This window comes from Pantoea sp. JZ29 (genome assembly GCF_035190385.1).
GTDB lineage: Bacteria > Pseudomonadota > Gammaproteobacteria > Enterobacterales > Enterobacteriaceae > Pantoea > Pantoea stewartii.
In genome coordinates this window covers 3,354,926-3,380,041 of sequence record NZ_CP045241.1, presented here as the reverse complement: position 1 = coordinate 3,380,041, position 25,116 = coordinate 3,354,926, and the positions used below count along the sequence as shown (strand labels likewise).

The 25,116-nt window shown below is 56.2% G+C and carries 22 protein-coding genes; 14 read left to right on the top strand and 8 right to left on the bottom strand.

Translation table 11 applies throughout. From position 1 onward, the window contains the following. Positions 1-2 precede the first annotated feature (2 nt). A complete protein-coding gene (rdgC, locus tag GC090_RS15790; RefSeq protein WP_033738615.1) occupies positions 3-914 on the bottom strand; it encodes a recombination-associated protein RdgC in 912 nt (303 codons plus the stop codon). 143 nt (positions 915-1,057) lie between these two features. On the opposite strand from rdgC, the gene mak reads away from it, so the two are divergent. Continuing rightward, positions 1,058-1,963, top strand: a complete 906-nt coding sequence (mak, locus tag GC090_RS15785) for a fructokinase (protein WP_006117580.1) — start codon at positions 1,058-1,060, stop codon at positions 1,961-1,963. 132 nt (positions 1,964-2,095) lie between these two features. On the opposite strand, the gene GC090_RS15780 is transcribed toward mak, so the two are convergent. Genes GC090_RS15780 through sbcD form a run of 3 tightly spaced genes read right to left on the bottom strand, consistent with a single transcriptional unit; the run spans position 2,096 to position 7,339 of the window. Next, positions 2,096-2,461: a cell envelope integrity TolA family protein gene (locus tag GC090_RS15780; protein ID WP_205959236.1), complete on the bottom strand. Its 366-nt coding sequence runs from the start codon at positions 2,459-2,461 to the stop codon at positions 2,096-2,098. Positions 2,462-2,471: 10 nt separating this feature from the next. Next, positions 2,472-6,146, bottom strand: coding sequence for an AAA family ATPase (locus GC090_RS15775; protein WP_324020352.1), 3,675 nt, complete (start codon positions 6,144-6,146; stop codon positions 2,472-2,474). Further along, positions 6,143-7,339: an exonuclease subunit SbcD gene (sbcD, locus tag GC090_RS15770; protein ID WP_324020351.1), complete on the bottom strand. Its 1,197-nt coding sequence runs from the start codon at positions 7,337-7,339 to the stop codon at positions 6,143-6,145. Before sbcD ends, GC090_RS15775 begins: the two co-directional genes overlap by 4 nt. A gap of 197 nt (positions 7,340-7,536) precedes the next feature. Here sbcD and phoB point away from each other — a divergent pair, with 197 nt between their 5' ends. The 6 genes from phoB (at position 7,537) to proY (ending at position 15,010) form a co-directional block, all read left to right on the top strand. Beyond that, positions 7,537-8,226: a phosphate response regulator transcription factor PhoB gene (gene phoB / locus GC090_RS15765; protein ID WP_014606457.1), complete on the top strand. Its 690-nt coding sequence runs from the start codon at positions 7,537-7,539 to the stop codon at positions 8,224-8,226. A gap of 14 nt (positions 8,227-8,240) precedes the next feature. Continuing rightward, positions 8,241-9,560, top strand: coding sequence for a phosphate regulon sensor histidine kinase PhoR (gene phoR / locus GC090_RS15760; RefSeq protein ID WP_033738623.1), 1,320 nt, complete (start codon positions 8,241-8,243; stop codon positions 9,558-9,560). 13 nt (positions 9,561-9,573) lie between these two features. Further along, positions 9,574-10,494 carry a PstS family phosphate ABC transporter substrate-binding protein gene (locus tag GC090_RS15755; RefSeq protein ID WP_058701179.1) on the top strand — a complete coding sequence of 307 codons (921 nt, stop codon included), beginning with the start codon at positions 9,574-9,576 and terminating at the stop codon, positions 10,492-10,494. A 279-nt stretch (positions 10,495-10,773) separates the two neighbouring features. Next, positions 10,774-11,877, top strand: a complete 1,104-nt coding sequence (locus GC090_RS15750; RefSeq protein WP_058708271.1) for a cobalamin-independent methionine synthase II family protein — start codon at positions 10,774-10,776, stop codon at positions 11,875-11,877. Positions 11,878-12,267: 390 nt separating this feature from the next. Next, positions 12,268-13,587, top strand: a complete 1,320-nt coding sequence (brnQ, locus tag GC090_RS15745) for a branched-chain amino acid transport system II carrier protein (protein ID WP_006117572.1) — start codon at positions 12,268-12,270, stop codon at positions 13,585-13,587. A gap of 70 nt (positions 13,588-13,657) precedes the next feature. After that, positions 13,658-15,010: a proline-specific permease ProY gene (gene proY / locus GC090_RS15740; RefSeq protein WP_324020348.1), complete on the top strand. Its 1,353-nt coding sequence runs from the start codon at positions 13,658-13,660 to the stop codon at positions 15,008-15,010. 167 nt (positions 15,011-15,177) lie between these two features. On the opposite strand, the gene GC090_RS15735 is transcribed toward proY, so the two are convergent. The 3 genes from GC090_RS15735 to GC090_RS15725 all read right to left on the bottom strand — a co-directional run bounded on the left by GC090_RS15735 (position 15,178) and on the right by GC090_RS15725 (position 18,063). Beyond that, positions 15,178-16,464, bottom strand: coding sequence for a histidine-type phosphatase (locus tag GC090_RS15735; RefSeq protein WP_324020346.1), 1,287 nt, complete (start codon positions 16,462-16,464; stop codon positions 15,178-15,180). After that, positions 16,464-17,279, bottom strand: coding sequence for an inositol monophosphatase family protein (locus tag GC090_RS15730; protein ID WP_324020345.1), 816 nt, complete (start codon positions 17,277-17,279; stop codon positions 16,464-16,466). Before GC090_RS15730 ends, GC090_RS15735 begins: the two co-directional genes overlap by 1 nt. A gap of 202 nt (positions 17,280-17,481) precedes the next feature. Continuing rightward, positions 17,482-18,063 carry an acyl carrier protein phosphodiesterase gene (locus GC090_RS15725; protein WP_006117568.1) on the bottom strand — a complete coding sequence of 194 codons (582 nt, stop codon included), beginning with the start codon at positions 18,061-18,063 and terminating at the stop codon, positions 17,482-17,484. Positions 18,064-18,164: 101 nt separating this feature from the next. On the opposite strand from GC090_RS15725, the gene queA reads away from it, so the two are divergent. Genes queA through secF form a run of 5 tightly spaced genes read left to right on the top strand, consistent with a single transcriptional unit; the run spans position 18,165 to position 23,612 of the window. Next, positions 18,165-19,235 carry a tRNA preQ1(34) S-adenosylmethionine ribosyltransferase-isomerase QueA gene (queA, locus tag GC090_RS15720; RefSeq protein ID WP_324020343.1) on the top strand — a complete coding sequence of 357 codons (1,071 nt, stop codon included), beginning with the start codon at positions 18,165-18,167 and terminating at the stop codon, positions 19,233-19,235. 44 nt (positions 19,236-19,279) lie between these two features. Continuing rightward, positions 19,280-20,428, top strand: a complete 1,149-nt coding sequence (tgt, locus tag GC090_RS15715; protein ID WP_006117994.1) for a tRNA guanosine(34) transglycosylase Tgt — start codon at positions 19,280-19,282, stop codon at positions 20,426-20,428. Continuing rightward, on the top strand, positions 20,428-20,760 hold the full coding sequence (gene yajC / locus GC090_RS15710) for a preprotein translocase subunit YajC (RefSeq protein WP_006117993.1): 333 nt from the start codon (positions 20,428-20,430) through the stop codon (positions 20,758-20,760). Before tgt ends, yajC begins: the two co-directional genes overlap by 1 nt. Positions 20,761-20,785: 25 nt before the next feature. Further along, on the top strand, positions 20,786-22,633 hold the full coding sequence (gene secD / locus GC090_RS15705) for a protein translocase subunit SecD (protein WP_072021736.1): 1,848 nt from the start codon (positions 20,786-20,788) through the stop codon (positions 22,631-22,633). A 10-nt stretch (positions 22,634-22,643) separates the two neighbouring features. Further along, entirely contained in the window at positions 22,644-23,612 is a 969-nt protein-coding gene (gene secF, locus GC090_RS15700) for a protein translocase subunit SecF (RefSeq protein ID WP_006117989.1), read from the top strand. Between the two features lie 51 nt (positions 23,613-23,663). Here the strand turns inward: secF and GC090_RS15695 are convergent, their stop codons facing one another. Beyond that, positions 23,664-24,212: a SadB/YajI family lipoprotein gene (locus GC090_RS15695; RefSeq protein WP_262960082.1), complete on the bottom strand. Its 549-nt coding sequence runs from the start codon at positions 24,210-24,212 to the stop codon at positions 23,664-23,666. A 203-nt stretch (positions 24,213-24,415) separates the two neighbouring features. Between GC090_RS15695 and GC090_RS15690 the strand changes: the two genes are divergently transcribed. After that, positions 24,416-24,580, top strand: coding sequence for a hypothetical protein (locus GC090_RS15690; protein ID WP_006117987.1), 165 nt, complete (start codon positions 24,416-24,418; stop codon positions 24,578-24,580). A gap of 83 nt (positions 24,581-24,663) precedes the next feature. Beyond that, a complete protein-coding gene (gene nrdR / locus GC090_RS15685) occupies positions 24,664-25,113 on the top strand; it encodes a transcriptional regulator NrdR (protein ID WP_006117986.1) in 450 nt (149 codons plus the stop codon). The last annotated feature ends 3 nt before the right edge of the window (positions 25,114-25,116 follow it).

Sequence of the window (25,116 nt, the reverse complement as noted above, 5' to 3'; positions counted from 1 at the left end):
TTTTACCGCTGAGCCTCACCACCCAACGCTTCAATCAGATTACTGGTCAGGGCGGCCAGTTCGCTGGTCATCAGGATAAAGTCGGCATCGAAGCGCTGAGCAAAATCCTCCCGATCGATATCGTCGTTCTGATCACGCAGCGTATCGCTGAATTTCAGGCGCTTCACGGAACCATCATCCGACAGCACGAACTGAATCCGTTCCTGCCAGTCGAGCGCCAGTTTTGTCACCAGCTTGCCGGCCTCGATATGGTTGGCGATTTCGTCGCATACCAGGTCCTGTTTTTTACAGCGAATCACGCCGCCGTCTTCCAGAATCGCTTTCAGCTCGGCTTCATCCATCAGGGCAAAGCCTGCGGGCAGATCGCCGGAACGTACCCATTCGGTCAGCGTCAGTTCAATCGGGCTTTCGAGCGTCAGAGGTACGACCGGCAGTGAACCCAGGCTTTTACGCAGCAGGGCCAGCGTATCTTCGGCTTTTTTCGCGCTGGCGCAGTCCACCATGATCAGATTGTTAACGGTATCGATCCACATAAACGTCTGGCTGAAACGGCTGAAGGCACGCGGCAACAGGCTGTGCAGCACTTCATCCTTAAGCGAATCTTTTTCGGTTTTTTTCAGCTTACGGCTCTGCTCTGCCTCAAGCTTGTCAATTTTGGCTTCCAGCGCCTGCTTCACCACCGGTGAAGGCAAAATTTTCTCTTCTTTGCGCGCGCAGATGACAATCTGACCGTTATTCACATGGGTCAGCGCATCGCTGCGGTTTCCCATCGGTGACACCCAACCGGTCTTGCTCATGTCCTGGCTGCCACAAGGCGAGAAGGTGAATGCCTCAAGCTGTTTTTCCATGTCGTCTGCGGACAACGGAATGTCACGATTCAGACGATAAACCATCATATTTTTAAACCACAACATCAGGATTCCTTACCGTGGCGCGATCGGGCGCACAAATCTCACTAAGTGTGCGCATGATAGCGAAACATCGATGCGGTTTCATTGCCTTTAAGGGCATCGCCTTTTAGTGTAAGAATCCCCTAACGAATAATGAGGAATAAACCGTGCGCATCGGCATTGATTTGGGCGGCACCAAAACAGAAGTGATTGCGTTGTCCAGCGAGGGAAGCGAGCTGTTTCGCCATCGGGTTTCCACGCCCCGAAACGACTATGCCGCTACGGTACAGGCTATTGTCGATCTGGTGCGTCTGGCGGAAGAAAAGACCGGACAGACGGGCACGGTAGGCCTCGGTATTCCCGGCACGCTTTCGCCCTACACGCAGCGGGTAAAAAACGCGAACTCAACCTGGCTTAACGGACAGCCGCTGGACAAGGATCTGGCGCACGCGCTGAATCGTGACGTCCGCATTGCCAACGACGCGAACTGTCTGGCCGTATCCGAAGCCGTTGACGGCGCGGGTGCCGGTAAGCCGCTGGTCTTTGGAGTGATTATTGGCACCGGTTCGGGGGCGGGCGTGGCGATAAACGGCGAATCCCGTATCGGTGGCAATGGTAATGCGGGCGAATGGGGCCACAATCCGCTGCCGTGGATGGACGAAGATGAACTGCGCTATCGCGCTGAAGTGCCCTGTTATTGCGGGCTACAGGGCTGTATTGAAACCTTTGTCTCGGGCACCGGCTTTGCCACTGATTATCAGCGTTTGAGCGGCGTTACACGCAAAGGTGCCGAGATTGTTCACCTGCTGGCACAGCAGGATCCGGTGGCGGAACTGGCTATGAGCCGCTACGAAATGCGCCTGGCCAAATCGCTGGCCCAGGTGGTTAACCTGATCGATCCGGATGTGATTGTTCTGGGCGGCGGTATGAGCAACGTGGATCGTCTGTACCAGACCGTCCCCACACTGATGAAAAAATGGGTATTTGGCGGCGAATGTGAAACGCCGGTACTGAAAGCCGTACACGGGGATTCGAGCGGTGTTCGCGGAGCCGCCTGGCTCTGGCCTGAGTAATCCGTTGTGGACGGTGAACCGCCAGTTTTCAGGCTTGATCACCGTCAGGCTGCACCGCCGGTTCAGGACTTTCCGAAAGGGCGCATCTGCATTTACGTTCAGCCCGCGATGACGCGTGCTGCCGCGTTATGGTTACGGGGCAAAAGCAAATACCCATTGCCGGGGCGCGCCCTGAGGCGGAAGGGGCATATCACGCGCGCTACTCACGCTCTGCCAGGCGCTCAGGCATAACGATTCATTTCCTTCTGTGCGCATGACGCTATAGCGGCCGTCCGCGCGGCGTTGTGCCGTCACCAGGCAGCGCTGGCCTGCGTAACGTTGCGCGTGATGAAAATTGCGCATCACCACGGCATTCACCTGCGCGATATAGTGGTCGACGGCCTGGCACTGAGTCTGCGTCATGTTCGGCGCGCAGTGCCTGGCATCAGCGCCGTGCGGCTGGCTGCAGCCTGCTAAAAGCAGCAGGGCAACCGCGAAAATACCGGTCCATCTCAACATGGTTAACCTCTTACTGGCCGGGGATGTCAAGGGTGCTGTAACCCAGGCCATTCATTTTGCGTACCTTAATCTGAACGGGAATGCGCTCTTTCATGGCTTCAACATGGCTGATGACGCCAATAGTTTTGCCACTGGCGTTAAGCGCATCCAGGGCATCCAGAGCGGTGTCCAGCGTTTCGGCATCCAGCGTACCAAAGCCCTCATCCAGAAATAACGACTCAATGCGGGTTTTATGGCTGACGAGGTCAGACAGTGCCAGCGCCAGCGCCAGGCTCACCAGGAAACTTTCTCCGCCGGACAGCGTGCGCGTATCGCGGGCGCTGTCGGCCTGCCAGGTATCCACCACATCCAGTTCCAGCACATCGCTGGCACGTCGCTGTAAAAGGTAGCGACCGTGCAGGCGATCTAACTGACGGTTGGCCAGGGCCACCAGGTGATCGAGCGTAAGCCCCTGGGCAAAGCGCCGGAATTTATCGCCCGTTGCCGAGCCAATAAGATCGTTAAGCAGGGTCCATTGCGCTAACGCCGTCTCATCCTGCGCAATACGCGCCAGCAGCGTTTGCTGCTGGTTTCGCAGGCTGGCATCGCTGTCTAACTGCTGCTGTACCTGGCCCTGCTGGTTTGCATTTTCACGCAGGGACAGCTGTAAGCGCGCCAGTTCTGCCGCCAGCACGTCCGGTGAATCCGGCATCAAAGCCGGTTTTTGCTGCTGATGTGCCGCCAGCCGCTGCTGCAGTTCTGCCAGGCGTGCCTGCTGGTGCAGACGGTGCTGGTCAATCTGCTGAAGCTGCTGACGCAGTTGCTGCGCCGCCTGTTCATCCAGCAATGCCGCGCGCAGGTGCGTTTCATCAGCGAATTCGGCTGCCGCCAGCGCGGCGCTGAAGCGTTGTTCTGCTTCCGTGACGCGCCCGGACAGGCTCTGCAGTTGGCTTTCCAGCAGCGTCAACTGGCCATTAAGACGGCTGACCTCTGCCTGTGACTGATGCAGTGCATTGCGCTGCTGGGTAAGTTGCGCCTCGTGCTGATCGACGAGCGCCTGCATCTGCTGGCGCGCCTGAGCCACATCGCGATCGTCAAACAGGGCCTGACGCTGCTGCTGTTTTTCATGTGCCTGCTGCTGTAACGCGGTGAGCTGCTGCCGCTGCTGATCCAGGCGTTGCTGCTCAAGCTGTAACTGCTGTTGCAGCGCGTCAGCCTGTGTTTCCGCCCGTGCAAGTTGCGGCTGCAGGTTAGCAAGCAACCGCTCACTCTCTTGCCAGCGCTGCCAGCGCTCTTGTTGGGTTGCCAGCCAGCTGTTGCGCGCCGTACGTTCAGGTAAAGACAACGCCACGTCGCTGAACTGCTGTGCCAGCGCGGCTTCCAGCTGCTGGCCGTTTTCTGCGGCCTGACGCTGCTGTTGCTGTAACGCCTGAAGCGCCTGGTGCTGGCTTTCCAGTTGCTGCTGAGTCAACAGTAGCGTTTGCTGATGCTGTTGTAATGTCTGGTGCTGCCGCAGGTGGTGATCTTTGGCCGCCAGCACCGCGCGCTCGGCTTGCTCCAGTGCGTCAAGCCGGGCCGTAAGCGTCTGCTCGTGGCGATTTTGCGCCTGCTGCCACGCGATTCTTGCATCCGTATCTGTCAGCGGGAAGGTGAGCGCCAGCTCACTGCTCAGTTCCTGCCATTGTTGAGAAAGGGCATCAAGTTGTTGGGTCAGACCCGTGATTTCTTCACGCAGGGATTGCTGTTGAGCCTGTAGCTGCTTTATCTGCTCCTTCTTTGCCGTCCCGGTTTCACTCAACGCGTCTACCTGTTTTTGCAGCTCGGCTTTACGTTGTTGGTTAGCACTAACTTCCAGAGCACGATAGGTTTCGACCGCAGGATGCTCGCAGGCGCCGCACAACGGGCAGGGCTGCCCGGCTTCAAGCCGGGCGCGGTACTGTTCCAGGTCAGCAATCTGGCTTTCGAGCTGGCAAATTTTCTCTACGTCGCTGAGCTGCTGTTTTTCCCGTCGCCAGGTTTCTCTTAACGTCAGCAAAGCGCTTTCAGCCTGCTGCTGAGCCGTCTCAAGCTCATGCAGGCGTTTTTCGTACTGCGTGCGCTGCTGATGCAGGGGTTGCCATTGCGCGGCCACTATCGTCAGCGTATGGCGCGCCTCGCGCTGTTGCTGATGCTGGCTCAGTGCCTGACGTAAGGCTTCAGGTGGATGCGCGTTCTGAAGGGAAGTTAGTGCTTGCTCAGCCTGAGACAAGGACTGCTGCGCCTGCTGTGCGGCCTGATCCAGTGGCGTGAGTTGCTGTGCCAGCTGCTCAATATCCCCCTGGCGCTGATGAATGTGGCGCTGTTGCTGCTGTATCTGCTGATCCAGCTCAGCCTGTGCCGCTTCATAGCGGGTCAGTTGGGCAAAACGCTCTTTCCAGATCGGAAGGTGTTCACCCCATTGCGGCATGTCAGCTAACTGCTCACGTAGGGCATGCTGTTGGGCAATCGTCTCTTGCAGGTGGCGCACCTGGCGGGCTTCGCTGTGTAACGCGGCTTCGCGCTGAGCGCAGTGTTGCTGTTGCCGTTCGGCATCCTGCTGTAGCTGCTGAATGTGCTCGTATAAGGCAGAGAGAGACTGATCAAGCGGAATGACCTGCCCGGTCAACAGCGTTTCCTGCTGCTGCTGTTGCTGTCGGCACTGTTCGTGCGCCGTGTCCGTTTCCGCATAGCGTTGCTGCAACACATGATGCGCCTGTGTGGCCGTGTGCATCTGTTGGCTGAGCTGCTGCTGACGTTCCCGCATCGCGTTGCGTTCGGCCAGCAGACTGTCACGTTGCTGCAACGGACCGCGCAGTTTCTCCGCCGGTTCACTGCGCGCCAGACGTTGACGATCCGGCTCTGCCGCCTGACTGGCGTGCTCTGCCGCTGCGAGGGCCGCGGTTGCCTGCTCTGTATCCGCAATAGCCTGCTGATGCTGTTGCTGCCACTGTTGCTGCGCCTGCGCCACGGCAAGCGCGGCAGTCAGCTGGTGTTCAGCGTCGCTGAGGGCCTTTTTTTGCTGGTACAGTGCAGTACGGGTTGCCTCATCAAGCAGCGCCATGCCGCCTGCCCGACTGCGTAACAGTTCCAGCGCCGTTTTGGCCGCTTTGTGGCGTTCGAACACGGCCATGGACAGACGACCATAAATTTCGGTTCCGGTCAGTTCTTCCAGCAGTTCTGCCCGCTCATTGGCTTTGGCGTTAAGAAACGCCGCAAACTGGCCTTGTGACAGCATCATTGAGCGGGTGAAGCGCGCAAAATCCAGCCCGCTCAGCGTTTCCGTAAGTTTGAGCTTATCGCTCACTTTATCTGCCACAATCTGATTATCGGCGCAGCGTGCCAGCTCAACGCGGGGAGCCTGCAGTTTACCGTCAACGGTGCCGCGCGCGCGGTTCTGGCTCCAGAATGCCCGCCAGGCTTCCCCTTTAATTTCAAACTCGACCTCCGCCAGGCACTCGGCACAGTCGCGTGTCATCAGGGGGTTATGCCCCTGAGAGATGCCGCCCAGGCGCGGCGTCTGGTGATACAGTGCCAGACAGATGGCGTCCAGCAGCGTGGTTTTACCGGCGCCCGTCGCGCCGGTAATCGCAAACAGCCCGTTGCTGGCAAACGGCTCGGTGCGAAAATCAATAAACCACTCACCTTTGAGCGCGTTAAGATTTTTGAAGCGCAGCGTCAGAATTTTCATGGCTGTTCCTCCAGATCCGCCAGCGTCTGTTTAAACCGCAGGGTGGTCTGGGCAATCTGATCCGCGTCCAGCGCGTCATCCAGCGCCAGTCGTCGGGCAAACACTTCTTCCACATTCAGTTCGCTCAGGGTTTCTTTATCCAGCTGTGCCAGACTGTACTGGCGCTGTTCACGGCTGCGGCGCAGCAGCAAAACGTCTACGGGCAGGGAAGCTGTCAGCGCTTCTACCTGACGCTGCAAATCACTTAAATATTCCTGCGTGGTCACTTCAATATCCAGCCAGACAGGTTTGGTCCCGTCGGGCGCAGAAAACTGGCTGAGCTGCCGGGTGATTTGCGCCAGCGAGCCTTTCAGGACCTGCATTGGCTGGAACAGGGGAATGGTCAGGGGCGTGACCGTCAGGCCTGACGGGCTGAAATCCAGCAGGAACACACTTTTTTCGCTGCCCAGTTCATCGAAGCTGAGCGGAATCGGCGAACCGCTGTAGCGAATATGATCGCTGTCGGCCACGCGCTGCGCACGATGAATATGCCCCAGCGCGATATAGTCCGCAGGCGGAAAGGCCGAGGCCGGAAAGGCATCCAGTGTACCAATATAGATATCGCGCACTGAGTCGCTTTTGCTGACGCCGAGGGCGGTGAGGTGGCCGGTCGCGACGATGGGAAGCGCCAGATTCAGCGCCTGCGCGGCAGCAAAACTGCGCTGATAATGGGCGGTAATGGCCTCCAGCAGGCTGCGCTGTTTATCGCGTCCTGACTGGCCGGCCTGGCTGCGCATAATATCGCGTGGCCGCAGATAAGGAATGGCGCACAGCAGCGCGCCCGGTTCGCCCTGACGCGTCGTTAACACCAGCACATCGTTACCGTCCTGCGGCGTGGTAATCACGCGGGTATTCAGGCAGGCGAGCAGTTCACGCGACTCGTTCAGCGTCGCCACCGAATCGTGATTTCCGGCCAGCACCACCAGCTGACAGCCGCTGGGTTGTAACGCCACCACAAAGCGGTTGAACATTTCACGTGCATAGCTGGGCGGTGTGCCGGTATCGAATAAATCACCCGCCACAATCAGCGCATCCACCTGATGCTCTTCAATCCCGGCCAGCAGCCAGTCCAGAAAGGCCTGATGCTCAGCGGCCCGGCTTTTGTTGTAAAAGAACTGCCCCAGGTGCCAGTCCGCGGTATGGATAATGCGCATAACACTCCCTGCCATAACAAATCGCCCGGCGATTATACTGGCTCCATCACTAAAGCCACAAAACATGTCGTCATGTTGTCATAAATGGTTGTTGCAGGCCGGTTTTTATGGCTAACTTTTTCATAAAAGTGTCACAAAACTGACGCATAATGGCGCCGCAAATATCAGTGAAAGCCGTCCTACCTGCAGGAGTCATAATGGCTAAGCGCATTTTAGTTGTGGAAGATGAAGCTCCAATCCGTGAGATGTTATGTTTCGTTCTGGAACAAAATGATTATCAGCCGATTGAGGCAGAAGATTATGACAGCGCCGTCAGTAAGCTGATTGAACCCTGGCCTGACCTTATCCTGCTGGACTGGATGTTACCTGGCGGCAGCGGCATTCAGTTTATCAAACACCTTAAACGTGAAGCGATGACGCGTGATATTCCGGTCATGATGCTGACTGCACGTGGCGAAGAGGAAGATCGCGTGCGTGGCCTGGAAGTCGGGGCCGACGACTACATTACCAAACCGTTTTCCCCGAAAGAGCTGATGGCCCGTATCAAAGCTGTGATGCGTCGCATTTCGCCGATGGCGGTCGAAGATGTAATTGAAATGCAGGGCCTGAGCCTGGATCCCTCCTCGCACCGGGTGATGTCGGAAACCACGCCGCTGGAGATGGGGCCGACAGAGTACAAGCTGCTCCACTTCTTTATGACCCACCCTGAACGTGTTTACAGCCGTGAACAGCTACTGAATCACGTCTGGGGCACCAACGTCTATGTTGAAGATCGTACAGTTGACGTGCATATTCGCCGTCTGCGCAAAGCGCTGGAACTGACCGGTCACGATCGCATGGTACAAACCGTCCGCGGAACAGGTTATCGTTTCTCTGCCCGCTTTTAAACGGAGCTTTAACCGTGCTGGAACGCCTCTCCTGGAAGCGATTATTGTCCGAACTGGTGCTGGCGTGTTTGCCTGCGCTGGTACTCGGCCTGTTGTTCGGCTATCTGCCGTGGCTGTTGTTACTCAGCGTAGTCGGTATTTTACTGTGGCATTTTTATAACCTGATGCGGCTGTCGCACTGGCTGTGGCTGGATCGCACGATGACCCCGCCTTCCGGTCAGGCAAGCTGGGAACCGCTGTTTTACGGTCTGTATCAAATGCAGCTGCGCAACCGACGTCGGCGGCGTGAGCTGGGTCATCTGATCAAACGGTTTCGCAGTGGTGCAGAGTCGCTGCCGGATGCCGTTATCCTGACAACGGAAGAGGGCACCATCTTCTGGTGCAATGGCCTGGCACAGCAGCACCTCGGGCTGCGCTGGCCCGAAGATAACGGGCAAAATATCCTTAATCTGCTGCGCTATCCTGAATTTTCACGTTATCTGCGCCAGCGCGATTTCGACAAGCCGCTGACGCTGGTGCTGAATAACCAGCATCACATGGAATTTCGTGTTATGCCCTACAGCGAAGGCCAGTGGTTGATGGTGGCCCGCGACGTGACGCAAATGCACCAGCTGGAAGGTGCACGACGCAACTTCTTCGCCAACGTCAGTCACGAACTTCGCACGCCGCTGACGGTGCTTCAGGGTTATCTGGAGATGATGAATGACTCGGTCATGAATCAACGTTCGCGTGACAAAGCGTTGCACACCATGTCAGAACAAACCCGCCGAATGGACAGCCTGGTGAAGCAGCTTCTGACGCTGTCGCGTATTGAGGCGGCCCCGGTCATCAATATGAAAGAAAAAGTCGATGTGCCGGTCATGTTGAAACTGCTGCAACATGAAGCGGAAACGCTGAGCGGCGGGCGACATCAAATCCATTTTCACACCGATCCGCATCTGAAAGTATTTGGCAATGACGAGCAATTGCGCAGTGCCATCTCTAACCTGGTCTACAACGCGGTCAACCATACGCCAGACGGCACACGAATTGATATCAGTTGGTTACGCAGCAAGCAGGGCGCGGTATTTAAGGTCTGCGATAACGGTCCCGGTATTCCCGCTGAGCATATTCCGCGCCTGACTGAACGCTTTTATCGTGTAGACAAAGCGCGTTCACGTGCGACCGGCGGCAGCGGGCTGGGGCTGGCTATCGTCAAACATGCGTTGAGTCACCATAATGCCCGGCTGGAGATCACCAGCATCCCGCATCAGGAAACCTGTTTTACATTTACCCTGGCGCCAAGGTTGATTGTCAGTAACGGGATGCAGGAGAATGCCGTTCATCAATCGTGAACGGACCGGAACGATGCGCGCTTTTCTTTTGGTGTTCTTTTCGCTGTTGCCAGCCCTCGGGCAGGCGCAGCCCGTCATGCTGTCCGGAAATCTCAGTAGCGCCGGCTCCGACACGCTCGGCTACCTGATGACGTTATGGGGAGATGACTTTAGCCGTCAGGCGCCTGGCGTGAACGTTCAGGTTCAGGCTTCGGGGTCGTCTACCGCGCCCACTGCGTTGACCGCCGGGGCCGTTCAACTGGGCGCGATGAGTCGTCCGATGCAGGCTGATGAGCGCCAGGCCTTTGAGGCGCGCTATGGCTATCCGCCGCTGGCCGTGCCGGTGGCAATGGATGCGCTGGTCGTGGTGGTCAATCAACGTAACCCGCTGCGTGAAATCGATCCGCGTCAGCTCGATGCGGTTTTTTCCATCACCCGGCTTTGCGGCGCGCATCAGGTTCCACAACGCTGGGGTGACCTGGGACTGCGCCAGACAGAATGGCAGCAGCGTCCCATCCAGCGCTATGGCCGTAACTCCGCTTCGGGAACATGGGGCTTTTTCAAACAGCAGGCGCTGTGTCAGGGCGATTTCCGCAATGACGTGGCCGAGTTTCCCGGCTCTGCCGCCGTGGTACAGGCCGTAGCCGGTAATCCCCGCAGCATCGGCTATGCCAGTTTTGGTTTCCATCTGAGCGGCGTCAGGTTGCTGCCCGTGGTGACCAAAAACGGCGACGCGGTGGCACCGGATCCAGAGACTATCCGTACCGGCCGCTATCCATGGTCGCGTCCGCTTTATCTCTATGTGAATAAAGCGCCAGGTAAACCTTTACCGCCACTGGTCGATGCCTTTTTACGACAGGTGCTTTCCAGTCAGGGGCAACAGCGCGTCAGCGAGGCCGGGTATTTGCCGCTCTCTGCGGCGCAGATTGCTCAGGCCCGCGCTTCGCTCGAATAACGTCCACCTGCCCGTCAACAAACGCCGGTAGCGTCACCGTGAAACAGCCTGCCTCCGGACCCGTAAGCCCGATCAGGCTGTCTGTCCTGCGGTCGCTGACAGAAAAGCCGACGGCGACAATGCAACATGAATTTTTTTCAGGCGACGTGAATTTTATTCGTTTGCCGCTGAGAGAACAGCATGTCACTCTGCATTTAGACGTTTAGCCATCCAGAAGGCTAAAATAACATTATGTAACTATTCCCGGCCGAAATTATCTGGCCGTGACGAGGAGTGATCATGCAAAGACAAACCGCCCCGTTTCGTGCCGACACCGTTGGCAGCTTTCTTCGTCCTGCCGCGATCAAACAGGCTCGCGAGAAATACCAGGCGGGGGAAATCAGCGCTGACGAGTTGCGTGAGGTTGAAAACGAAGCCATCCGTGATGTGGTGGCAAAACAGCGTGAAAACGGCCTCAAAGTGGTCACGGATGGGGAATTCCGTCGCGGCTGGTGGCATTTTGACTTTTTCTACGGCCTGAAAGGCGTGGAACATTTTGAAGCCGATCAGGGCATTCAGTTCAACGGCGTACAGACCAAAGCGCACGGTGTCAAAGTGACCGGCAAACTGGGGTTTGACGGGCATCCGATGCTGGATCATTTCCGCTTTTTGCAAGGCATCGCAGGGGATGCCGTGGCGAAAATGACGATTCCCAGTCCCAGCGTGCTGCATTTCCGTGGCGGACGTAAAGTGATCGACGCGGAGGTGTATCCCGATCTTGATGTGTACTTTGACGATCTGGCACAGACTTACAAAGACGCAATCGCCGCCTTTTATGCGGCAGGCTGCCGCTATCTGCAACTGGATGATACGGTGTGGGCGTACCTGTGCTCGGACGAGCAAAAGCGTGAGATCCGCGAGCGCGGTGACGATCCCGAGCAGCTGGCCCGAACCTACGCCCGCGTGCTGAATAAAGCGCTGGAGGATAAACCGGCCGATCTGACCGTCGGTCTGCATGTCTGCCGCGGCAATTTCCGTTCGACCTGGATTTCAGAAGGCGGCTATGAACCTGTGGCCGAAATCCTGTTTGGCACTGTTAATGTCGATGCGTTTTTCCTGGAATATGATAACCACCGTTCCGGCGGTTTCGAACCGCTGCGTTTTATCCGGCCGGGTCATCAGCAGGCGGTGCTTGGTTTAATTACCACCAAGGTCGGCGAACTCGAAGACGTGGATCAGGTAAAAGCACGTTTACAGGAGGCGACGCAGTATCTCAGCCTTGACCAGATCTGCCTTAGTCCACAGTGTGGCTTTGCCTCAACGGAAGAGGGGAACAGCCTGACCGAAGCGGAACAGTGGCAGAAGATTCGTCTGGTTGTGGATGTGGCGAATCAGGTCTGGTAAGCGTCAAAAGTGCGCAGTGTGGCGCAATGTATGCGCCACTTGTGCATAAAAAGACGTCAGTATGCTGGTATTTCCCATGGCCTGTTTATTATTAAGGCACATCATCTGATGTGCTTGCTGCTAATATTGATGTGATCCACTAATTTTGACTTAAATCACGAAATAAGCCTCTGGTTTTCCGATCTCGTATTGCCTTTCTTCGCTATAAACGTTTTACTTACGGCCGTTGTCGATTTATCCCTCTGTGAACAGAAAAAAAGCAGCTCAAATCACCTGCGCTAAACCGGACGCTGCGCATAATGCGCTGCTGTCGTCTGATCAGCCGTTGTCATAGCGCAGCGAGGGGGCAACGCAAACTTATCTTTCATCGCAACATCAGTGACAGGCCGTATGACACATCGTTTAACCGTTAAAGACATTCTCGCGCTGGGCTTTATGACGTTTGCCCTGTTTGTTGGTGCGGGTAACATTATCTTTCCTCCTATGGTCGGTATTCAGTCAGGCGAACATGTCTGGGTGGCCGCTTTAGGGTTTCTGCTTACCGCTGTGGGATTACCCGTCATCACCGTCATTGCGCTGGCGCGCGTCGGCGGCGGGATTGACGCGCTGAGTACACCGATTGGTAAAATTGCCGGGGTGGTTCTGGCCACTGTCTGCTATCTGGCGGTGGGGCCGCTCTTTGCCACACCGCGCACCGCCACGGTGTCGTTTGAAGTCGGGATCGCGCCGATCACCGGCGACGGTGCATTGCCGTTGTTCATCTACAGCCTGATCTACTTTGTGCTGGTGATGGGCATTTCGCTCTATCCCGGCAAACTGCTGGATACGGTCGGGCATATTCTGGCACCGCTGAAAATTGCCGCCCTGACGCTGCTCGGCGTTGCCGCCCTGCTGTGGCCCGCAGGCGGCACCATTCCGGCCACCGCCGACTACCAGCGCGCTGCGTTTTCCAGCGGTTTCGTGAACGGCTATCTCACGATGGATACGCTGGGTGCCCTGGTATTCGGGATTGTGATTGTGAATGCGGCCCGTTCACGCGGTATTGATAACGCGGCACTGTTAACCCGTTATACGGTACTGGCGGGGATTATCGCGGGTGTAGGGCTGACGCTGGTCTACCTGAGCCTGTTTAAACTGGGCGCAGGAAGCGGGGCGCTGGTTGATCAAAATGCTAACGGCGCCGCGATTCTGCATGCCTACGTACAGCACACCTTTGGCGATATGGGCAGCTTCTTCCTTGCCGCGCTGATTTTTATTGCCTGTATGGTGACAGCCGTGGGCCTGACCTGTGCCTGCGCCGAGTTTTTTGCCCAGTATCTGCCGTTGTCATACAAAACGCTGGTGTTTGTGCTGGGGCTGTTCTCCATGGTGGTTTCCAACCTGGGGCTGAGTCATCTGATCCAGATCTCGATTCCGGTGCTGACCGCCATTTATCCGCCGTGCATCGTACTGGTTGTGCTGAGTTTTACCCAGAATATCTGGAACAAAAGCAGCCGAATCATTGCTCCGACTATGCTTGTCAGCCTGCTGTTTGGTATCCTTGACGCAATCAAAACCACCGGGTTTAAAGAGGCGTTACCCGCATTCAGCCAGCATCTGCCATTAGCCGACCAGGGGCTTGCCTGGTTGCCGCCCTCACTGGTGATGTTGCTGCTTGTGGCGTTGGTTGATCGGTTAAAAGGGCCGGAACAGGTGACAGTTCACTCGTAACGGCTAAGATTGATTCTTCTTTAACCACGGGCTTGCCCGTGGTTTTTTCATTTCACAGGTACAGGTTGTTATGCAAGAAACCAACAAGCTCAAACGCGGACTGAGCACGCGCCACATCCGTTTTATGGCGCTGGGATCGGCGATTGGCACCGGGCTGTTTTATGGCTCGGCGGACGCCATCAGGATGGCAGGACCGAGCGTTCTGCTCGCCTATATTATCGGCGGCGCGGTGGCGTACATTATCATGCGCGCGCTGGGAGAAATGTCCGTTAATAATCCCCAGGCCAGCTCGTTTTCTCGTTACGCGCAGGATTATCTTGGACCAATGGCTGGGTATATCACCGGCTGGACGTACTGCTTTGAAATTCTGATTGTGGCCATCGCCGACGTCACGGCATTTGGTATTTATATGGGTGTCTGGTTCCCGGAGGTGCCGCACTGGATCTGGGTACTGAGCGTCGTGCTGATCATCGGTGCGGTCAATCTGATGAGCGTGAAGGTGTTCGGCGAAGTGGAGTTCTGGTTCTCCTTCTTCAAAGTCGCCACCATTATTGTGATGATTCTGGCCGGATTTGGCATGATCATCTGGGGCATCGGTAACGGTGGCCAGCCGACCGGCATTCACAACCTGTGGACCAACGGCGGCTTTTTTGCCCACGGGATCGTTGGCATGCTGCTGTCACTTCAGATGGTAATGTTTGCTTACGGCGGGATAGAAATTATTGGCATCACGGCCGGTGAAGCTAAGGATCCGGCGACCTCCATCCCACGCGCCATTAATTCCGTGCCGATGCGTATTCTGGTGTTTTACGTTGGTACGCTGTTTGTCATCATGTCCCTCTATCCATGGAATCAGGTGGGCACCAACGGTAGCCCGTTTGTGCTGACCTTCCAGCATCTGGGTATTGCCGCTGCCGCTTCTATCCTCAACTTTGTGGTACTGACGGCCTCCCTGTCCGCGATTAACAGCGATGTGTTCGGTGTCGGGCGTATGCTGCACGGTATGGCGCAGCAGGGCCATGCGCCTAAAGTGTTTATGAAGGTGTCAGCACGCGGGATTCCGTGGGTCACGGTAGTAGTTATGATGTTTGCCATGCTGATTGCGGTCTGGCTCAACTACCTGATGCCCGAGAAAGTGTTCCTGGTCATTGCCTCTCTGGCCACCTTTGCCACCGTCTGGGTCTGGATTATGATTCTGCTGTCCCAGATTGCGTTTCGCCGCAAAATTGGTAAAGCGGCAGCCCGTCAGCTGACATTTGCCCTCCCGGGCGGAAGCTGGACAGCCAGTTTCGGCGTAGCCTTTTTATGCTTTATCATCGGCCTGATCGGCTACTTTCCGGATACGCGCATCTCACTTTACGTGGGCATGGTGTGGATTGTGCTGTTGCTGCTGGGTTATAAGCTGGTGCGCAAGCCGTCCTGATTCCCGGCCGCGAAGGCGACTGACACGACGAAATAAAATCGGCGAAAGGATTCGCCGAAAACGTCACATAGCAAATGAAACAAACAGAGGGATGATTGACGAAACGATGCTAATGCAAAAGCGTACGTCGTTAAATAAGTTGCCGAAAAATAAGAGAAAGCCCACCGTTAACCCGACACGGACGCTAATGCGTTCTGCGCGGGTAATATAAGGGATTCCGGAACGATCGCGCTGCGGTCCAGCTGTTGACCCAACGCGGCAATCGCATCCTGTAACGGGCACAGTGTACCCACGTCGGTGATATGGCAGCCGGCTTGCTGCCACTCCTGACGCAACAAAGGATGACGGTCATTAATGGGTTGTAACTGACGTAGCCCGTCCAGACTTTGTGCCTGAAAATAGACGCGCAGGTAGCGCTGATTGCTTTGCGTATCCCGCCAGCGCTCCATCACCAGGCTGCTTCCCGGCGGAATATTACCGCGCGTATACCCCGGCAGTTGCCATTCAAATCCCATCAGGCGGCGAACCATCGCGATATTCGTGTCATGGGCCACCAGCAGTACCCATCGTACATCGGGATCGTTCCCCTGAATGGCGTCGAGCATCCGCTGTAACAGAAGCGAGCCACGACGTTGCGCCATATAGAGCACATCATTGCTGAGATCATAACTGGCCGTCAGCAGGGGGAGCAGGGCGGTGATCTGTTGAGCGGAAGTGATGTGGCCCCACGCCAGCCTCGCGAACGGTAAGTTTTCGCTGTAACCCAGGCGCAACGTCTCGACCATGGCGGCCAGCGTGCTTAAGCCTTCAACATAGACGCTGCCGCTTTTAGTCTGCTTTAACTGCCAGGGGCGATCAAAAAACGGGCACGCGCGGTTAGCCGGACAGACCGCCTGTTTAAGCGCCTGAATGGCGGGCTGGAGCTGCTGCTGTCGCTGTGCTAAATCGCCCGCCACACGCCGCTTTTCTTCCATCTCTCGCTGCGGATCGATGCGGGCAAAGGGCAGTTTTTCCGTCTGAAAAAGCGGATCGACGTCGCCCGTGACGGTATGCACCGCCACGCCGCAGCCGGGAAATGCGCCATCCACCAACGCTTCGGCAGTGGCGCGCGTTCGCTGAAGGGGGCTGGCGCGTACGTAGAGTGCTGTCGCGTCCGGACAACCCGCGGTAAGTAATCCCAACTGGCGATAGTGATCGCCTTCCCAGCGCGCTTTATTCACCACCGCACTGTAGCCATGGCCCGTCAGCTCGCCGTCCGCTGTACTCCACCGGGGCCAGGGCTGTCCGGTTGCTGCCTCGGTCTCCTGGCGGTTGCCCGGCGTCGGCGGGCGCACCCCGTGTCGGCTGAGTTCGACCACTTTCTCTAACTGGTATTCTGGCGCCGCGTAAAGCGACCCCGCCGCGAACCATAACGCACAGAGCGCGACTACGCGCAGGGGGCTACAGGCAGACATTATTCATCCTCCAGTTCCTGGGGCGCGAGAAGGGCTTTAATCTGTGGATAGATTACGGCATTCGCCAGCAAAACGGGATTGCCGTTTTTCAGGCCATCATTGCGCATATAGTCATTGGTGACGCCGCCCGCTTCCCGCATTAACACGATGCCCGGCAGGCTGTCCCAGGGATGCATATGGGCTTCGTAATAGCCAATCAGGCGACCGGCAGCGGCCCAGGCGCTGGTTAAGGCACCGGAGCCGATGCGAATGAACATCCCGCCTTGTTTGAGTAGCCCATCGATAAGCTGCGTAACCTTTTCTCCCGGCACCCGGCTGGAATTACTGATGCCCAACAGCCCTTCGTTGAGGTGACGGGCCTGATGAACCTCAAGCCGGGTCTCATTAAGCCAGGCGCCCTGGCCTTTGCGGGCGTGAAACAGCTCCTGATGATTGGGATCGCAAACCACGCCCACCACCGGTTCACCTTCGCAGACGATGGCCAGCGAAACGCACCAGTTATGCAGACCATTGACGAAGCAGGCGGTGCCATCAATCGGATCGATGACCCATAAAATGCGGGCCTCGCCTGTTTCTCCACCGCTCTCTTCACCTAATACCGCATCCTCGGGATAGCGTTCTGCAATCAGTGATTTAATTAATTCTTCAACGTTACGGTCAGCTTCACTGACCACGTCCTGAAGGTCCCTTTTATATTCCACCACCAGTTTTTGACGCTGTTGATACCATGACAAGGCGCGGCTTGCGGCGGCACGGGCGATTTCGCAGGCGTAGCGATAGCGCGCGTCAATTTCAGAATGCGAAGCGGATGACATGTTTCCCTCTTATGATTTTAAAACACATCGAATACAGGAAGCGCCTGAACAGGCGGTCTGACAGTGAGAGTAGCGCAAAGCATAGTTAAGCAAGGCTTATTAAGCCGTAGTGCGCCAGTAATGGCAATATCGTCGGTGTACTGTTTGCGTGCTTTTTCAGCGTTATCAGGTAAGCCGCGTCTTACCTGATAAAGAGGGTGAATCACAGCTGCCGGCTGGCGGCCAACTGCATCAGGCGGGGATAAAACTGAAAGAAACAGGCTTCAAAGGCCGGATAATGGGCGGTGAAGTCCTGGTAAGAGTCGCTGAGTGCTGCCAGCCTTGGCCGACGTCGGGCCATGCCATTCAGCACGCGTTCAAGGCGCAGGGGATCGGCGTAGTGTTCGAACCAGCGTTCTCGCCACATCACCGCATTCAGTTCTTTAAATTCCTCGGGCGTGGCGGCCAGTTGCGGGACGATTTCGCGCTCGGCACGGGCCGTAAACGCTTGCAGCGTTTGTGACGGATGAACGCGATCCCAGTGGCGCGCCAGAAAATGGTCCCAGATGACATCCAGCGTGATGGGGGCGACGCGATAGGTCTCTGCCCGGAAAAGCTGGCGTGCCGCGCGCACTTCCGGCAGGGCATCGGTCATTACGTCCAGGCGACGATGCATCAGAATGCCGTCGGCCACCGGTTCAGGCCAGTGTTGGTGCGGCGCGCCGCGAACGAAATCTGCCATCAGATTGCCCAGCAAAGAGCTGTTGGCAAGATGGGCTAAGTGAAGATGCGCAAGAAAATTCATGCGGCATTATAAGCGCAACTCCGTTTACGCAGCCAGTTGTTCAGAATTGTTCGGTTTTCCGCTAAACTGTGCCGCCTGTTTTTCTGAGTAAGAAGTCTGTCATGCGTGTCGCCGATTTTGCTTTTGATTTGCCTGAATCTCTTATCGCCCATTATCCCCAGGCGCAACGAAGTGGTTGCCGCCTGCTGTCGCTGGATGGCCCAACCGGCGCGCTCACTCACGGCGTGTTTACGGATGTGCTGGGTAAGCTCCAGCCCGGAGATCTGCTGGTGTTTAACAACACGCGCGTTATCCCGGCCAGGGTGTTCGGACGCAAGGCAAGCGGCGGCAAAATTGAGATGCTGGTCGAGCGCATGCTTGATGACAAGCGCGTGCTGGCGCATGTTCGCGCATCGAAAGCGCCGAAGCCTGGCGCAGCGCTGCTGCTGGGTGACGACGAGAGCGTGAAAGCCATTATGGTGGCGCGGCACGATGCGTTGTTCGAGATCGCCTTTGACGATGACCGTGACGTACTGGACATTCTTAACCGCGTCGGCCATATGCCGCTGCCGCCGTACATTGACCGCCCGGATGAAGAGGCGGATCGTGAGCTTTATCAAACGGTTTACAGCGCCCGACCCGGTGCCGTCGCCGCGCCCACGGCGGGGCTGCATTTTGATGAGCCGCTGTTGCAGGCGCTCAAAGATAAAGGCGTGGAAATGGCCTTTGTCACGTTGCACGTTGGGGCGGGCACCTTCCAACCGGTGCGCGTCGAGACGATTGAAGATCACCACATGCACGCGGAGTACGCGGAAGTCCCGCAGGATGTGGTAGACGCGGTGCTGGCGTGTAAGGCGCGGGGGAATAAAGTGGTCGCCGTTGGCACCACCTCGGTACGTTCGCTGGAAAGCGCCGCCAAAGCCAGTCAGGATGCCCTGATTGCGCCATTCTTCGACGATACCCAAATTTTTATCTATCCGGGCTACGAGTACCAGGTGATCGATGCGTTAATCACCAACTTCCATTTGCCGGAATCAACCCTGATTATGCTGGTCTCGGCCTTCGCCGGTTACCAGCACACCATGGCTGCTTATCGCGCTGCGGTGGCAGAAGAATACCGTTTCTTCAGCTACGGCGACGCGATGTTTATCAGCAAAAACCCCCAGGCGCCGCTGGAAAAAGTGGGCGCCTGATCTGTTTACTTTGAACATCGGACTGTTTCTCCGATGGAGGTCTTGTGAAATTTGAGCTTGATACCACAGACGGTCGCGCGCGTCGCGGGCGTCTGATTTTTGATCGTGGCGTGGTCGAAACCCCGGCGTTTATGCCCGTGGGCACCTATGGCACCGTAAAAGGCATGACGCCGGAAGAAGTGCAGGATACCGGCGCGCAAATTATTCTGGGCAATACTTTCCACCTCTGGCTGCGTCCCGGTCAGGAAATCATGAAGCTGCATGGCGATCTGCATGATTTTATGCAGTGGAAAGGCCCTATCCTGACGGACTCCGGCGGTTTCCAGGTCTTCAGCCTGGGCGACATTCGTAAAATCACCGAAGCGGGCGTTCACTTCCGTAACCCGATCAATGGCGATCAGATTTTCCTCGATCCAGAAAAATCCATGGAAATTCAGTACGATCTGGGCTCCGATATCGTCATGATCTTCGATGAGTGCACGCCGTATCCGGCCGACTGGGATTATGCGAAACGCTCAATGGAGATGTCGTTGCGCTGGGCGCAGCGCAGCCGTGACCGCTTTGACAGCCTGGGCAACAAGAACGCGCTGTTCGGTATTATTCAGGGCTCGGTTTACGAAGATTTACGTGATGTGTCTGTGAAAGGTCTGGTAGAGATTGGCTTTGATGGGTACGCTGTGGGCGGCCTGGCGGTCGGTGAGCCGAAAGAGGACATGCACCGCATCCTGGAGCATGTTTGCCCGCAGATCCCTGAGGACAAACCGCGTTATTTAATGGGCGTGGGCAAACCTGAAGATCTGGTCGAAGGTGTGCGTCGTGGCGTGGACATGTTTGACTGTGTGATGCCAACGCGTAATGCACGTAATGGTCACTTATTTGTGACGGACGGCGTGGTAAAAATCCGCAATGCGAAGCATAAAGACGATGTGTCGCCGCTGGATGCCGAGTGTGATTGTTACACCTGTCGCAATTACAGCCGTGCTTACTTGCATCATCTTGATCGCTGTAACGAAATACTGGGCGCGCGTCTGAACACGATTCATAACCTGCGCTACTACCAGCGCCTGATGGCAGGTTTACGCCAGGCTATTGAAGAGGGTAAATTAGAGCGCTTTGTTACCGAGTTCTACCAACGGACGGGCAAAGCGGTTCCGCCTTTAACGTCTGATAATTCATCAATGAGGGAAATTTAATGAGCTTTTTCATTTCTGACGCTGTGGCTGCAGCAGGCGCACCGTCTCAGGGAAGTCCGTATTCTCTGGTGATCATGCTGGTCGTCTTTGGCCTGATTTTTTACTTCATGATCCTGCGCCCTCAGCAGAAACGCGCAAAAGAGCACAAGAAGCTGATGGATTCTATCTCCAAAGGTGATGAAGTGCTGACGAATGGTGGCCTGGTGGGTCGCGTAACCAAAGTGGCAGAAACCGGCTACATTGCGATTGCGCTGAACGACACTACCGAAGTGGTTATTAAACGTGATTTCGTGGCTGCCGTCCTGCCGAAAGGTTCTATGAAGGCGCTGTAATTTTTACTTCCCTAAGGGAACTGCCGTGTTAAATCGTTATCCTTTGTGGAAGTACATAATGCTGGTCGTGGTGCTTGTCATTGGCCTGGTATATGCACTTCCCAACCTTTATGGTGAGGATCCGGCTGTTCAAATCACTGGCGCGCGCGGAAGCGCCGCCAGTGAGCAAACGTTGGATCAAATTCAGAACGTATTAAAACAAGATAATATTCAGGCGAAGTCTGTTGCCCTGGAAAACGGGGCGATTACGGCGCGTTTTTCTAACACGGATGTGCAGTTGCGCGCCCGTGAAGCGATCATGAAAGCGCTGGGCGAAAACTATGTTGTGGCGCTGAATCTGGCTCCCGCAACGCCGCGCTGGCTTACCCTGCTGGCGGCGCAGCCAATGAAACTTGGCCTCGATCTGCGCGGTGGCGTGCACTTCCTGATGGAAGTGGATATGGACACTGCCCTGAGCAAACTGCAAGAGCAGAATGCGGACAGCCTGCGCAGCGACCTGCGCGAAAAGAATATCCCTTATACCAACGTCAGCAAGATTGCTAACTACGGCGTGGAAATCCGTTTCCGTGACGCAGCCAGCCGTGACGCTGCCGTGAAGTGGCTGTCATCCCGTCATCAGGATCTGGTGATCAGCAACAGCGGTAACGATGCTCTGCGAGCCACCATGACCGATGCTCGCCTTAGCGAAGCGCGCGAATATGCCGTTCAGCAGAACATCACTATCCTGCGTAATCGTGTGAACCAACTGGGTGTCGCGGAGCCGCTGGTGCAACGTCAGGGTTCTGACCGCATCGTGGTAGAACTGCCAGGTATTCAGGACACGGCGCGCGCCAAAGAAATTCTGGGCGCAACCGCGACGCTGGAGTTCCGTCTGGTTAATACCAGCGTTGATCCGACCGCCGCCGCCAATGGTCGCGTGCCGGGGGATTCCGAGGTCAAAGACATGCGTGACGGCCAGCCTGTCGTGCTGTACAAACGCGTGATTCTGACCGGTGACCACATTACCGATTCGACCTCCAGCATGGACGAATACAACCAGCCTCAGGTGAATATTTCACTCGATGGCGCGGGCGGTAATATCATGTCGAACTTCACCAAGGACAACATCGGTAAACCGATGGCGACCCTGTTTGTGGAGTACAAAGACAGCGGTAAGAAAGATGCGAATGGTCGCGCCATTCTGGTGAAACAGGAAGAGGTGATTAACGTCGCCAACATCCAGTCACGCCTGGGCAACAGCTTCCGCATCACCGGTATCAGCAACCCGAACGAAGCACGTCAGCTGTCACTGCTGCTGCGCGCCGGGGCCTTGATTGCGCCTATCCAGATTGTGGAAGAGCGGACAATCGGTCCGACAATGGGTCAGCAGAACATTACTCAGGGGCTGGAAGCCTGCCTGTGGGGCCTGGTCGCCTCCATCCTGTTTATGGTGCTGTACTACAAGAAAGTGGGCCTGATTGCGACCAGCGCACTGCTGGCAAACCTGGTGCTGATTGTCGGCATTATGTCGCTGTTACCGGGGGCCACGCTGACCATGCCAGGCATCGCCGGTATTGTGCTGACGCTGGCGGTGGCAGTCGATGCAAACGTCCTGATCAATGAACGTATCAAAGAAGAACTGCGCAACGGGCGTTCCGTACAGCAGGCAATTCATGAGGGCTACAAAGGTGCCTTCTCCAGTATTGTCGATGCGAACGTGACGACCCTGATTAAGGTGGTGATTCTGTATGCAATTGGTACGGGCTCCATTAAGGGCTTTGCGATTACAACGGCTATCGGTATTGCGACCTCCATGTTCACATCGATCGTCGGAACCCGCGCCATTATCAACCTGATGTACGGTGGCAAGCGCGTTAAGAAGCTGTCTATCTGAGGAGTGCGTTGTGGCACAGGAATATAACATTGAGCAGTTAAACCACGGCCGTAAAGTCGTTGACTTTATGCGCTGGGATACGCTGGCATTCATCATTTCGGGACTGTTAATCATCATCTCGATTGCCATTGTTGGCGTACGCGGTTTTAACTGGGGGCTCGATTTCACCGGCGGTACGGTCATTGAGATCAATCTGGAGAAACCGGCCGATCTCGACGCCATCCGCGGTGCGCTGGTGAAGTCCGGGTTCCAGGAACCGTTGATCCAGAATTTCGGTAGCAGCCGCGATGTGATGGTGCGCATGCCGCCGGTCACCGGGCCTGCGGGAACCGAGCTGGGTAATAAAGTGGTAACGGTTATCAACCAGACGACGCAGCAAAACGCGACGGTCAAACGTATCGAGTTTGTCGGACCGAGCGTGGGCAGCGATCTGGCGCAGGCCGGGGCGTTAGCCCTGCTGTCGGCACTGATTGCGATTCTGATTTATATCGGTATTCGATTTGAGTGGCGTCTGGCACTGGGTACGGTTTTGGCGCTGGCGCATGACGTCATTATCACCTGTGGACTGCTGTCGCTGTTCCGGGTCGAGATTGACCTTACGATTGTGGCCTCGCTGATGTCGGTCATCGGTTACTCGCTGAACGATAAAATCGTGGTCTCGGACCGTATTCGTGAGAACTTCCGCAAGATCCGTCGCGGCTCCTCTTATGACATTACGAACGTGTCCCTGACGCAGACGTTAAGCCGTACCCTGATCACCTCGCTGACTACGCTGGCGATGATCCTGATCCTGTTCATCTTTGGTGGTGCGCTGCTGAAAGGCTTCTCACTGACCATGCTGATTGGTGTCACCATCGGTACCGTTTCGTCGATCTACGTTTCTTCAGCGCTGGCGCTGAAGCTGGGCATGAAACGCGAACATATGCTGGTACAGAAAGTGGAGAAAGAGGGCGCCGATCAGCCTTCGATCCTGCCGTAGTATTGGTACGATAAAAAAAGCCGCCAGCGTAATCTGGCGGCTTTTTTGTTTTCAGGGCCTGGACGTATCCGCGATCACCTGGTGAATTCGAACATAACCCAGTTGCTCCGGCGTCACACCCTTTAACCGTAATGGTACGGTGACCGAACTGCGTGGCGTCAGTGAAGCGGGAACGCTGAGGGTTTGCGTCAGGCTGTCGGCCTCAAGTGGCTTACCGGTTGCGGGATCGAGCTGGCCCCAGACTACTGTCGCATGCATCCCGGGCAGCGGTGAATTGTCTTGTGTGCGAAGCGTCAGGTCAGCATGCGTACCGCCGGCATCGGCCTCAATGCGTGCGAGCGACAGGCGCAGCGTGCCAACCTGCGTTTGAAGTGCCACGGGCGTGTTTGCCTGCGGCAACAGCCATGCGCCCTGCTGTGAATGGGCGTTCAGCTGTCCCTGAATTTCAACCGCACTTGCCTGGCTGGTGAGTTGCTGCATCTGCTGATTAAGCTGACTGACTTCCCGGTGCAGTTGTTTCACCTGCGGCTGGGCTGGGGTGCTGCAACCACTTAGCAGAACCAGTGACAGGGCCGCGGGTGCCCAAACCATCCTGTTCATCATGTTTTTTTATCCTTTATTCAAATGACGTAATAACTGCCCCTTGTCGCGGGACGCATCAGCATCCGCTTATGGCGTTGAAGCCTGAACTGAAATCACGCCGATTACCTTAAGTGTGCTCTGAAATTGCCTTTCCCTGAGCGATAAAATGCCGTAGCCGCTGGCGTGCCGATTTCACCTCGCGTTACGCGTAATGATGCAAGGTGAAACAGGTTGATATCGGGCATCCGGCCAGCGCGGTGGCGCAGGTATCCGGTGATGCAGTACCCCGGATCGGCACGAACGTGGCTACGTTCTCCGCTTTTTGCCCTGAGCGCTTTAAGCGTAGCGGGTTTTACGCGGGCGGGCATTTCCCATCCGGTCTGTGAGGGGTAAAACACGGGAATCGATTTTGTTGACTTGCAGTTCGCGCTACACTGTACGGCCCATTTATCTCGTGTCAGGAAACGTCATGCATTGCCCATTCTGCTCCGCTGTAGACACAAAAGTGATTGATTCTCGTCTGGTCAGTGAGGGTTCGTCAGTGCGGCGCCGTCGTCAGTGTCTGGTGTGCCATGAGCGATTTACTACGTTTGAAGTCGCTGAGCTGGTCATGCCACGCGTGGTGAAAAGCAACGATGTGCGTGAACCTTTCAATGAAGACAAACTTGCCAGCGGCATGATGAAAGCGCTGGAGAAACGTCCGGTCAGTGCGGATGCCGTAGAGAGTGCGGTAAGCCATATCAAAACGCAGTTGCGTGCGACGGGTGAACGTGAAATTCCCAGCAAGCTGATCGGTAACCTGGTCATGGACGAGCTAAAAAAACTCGATAAAGTGGCCTATATTCGCTTTGCATCTGTTTATCGCAGCTTTGAGGACGTGCGTGATTTTGGCGAAGAGATTGCCAGATTACAGGATTAAATC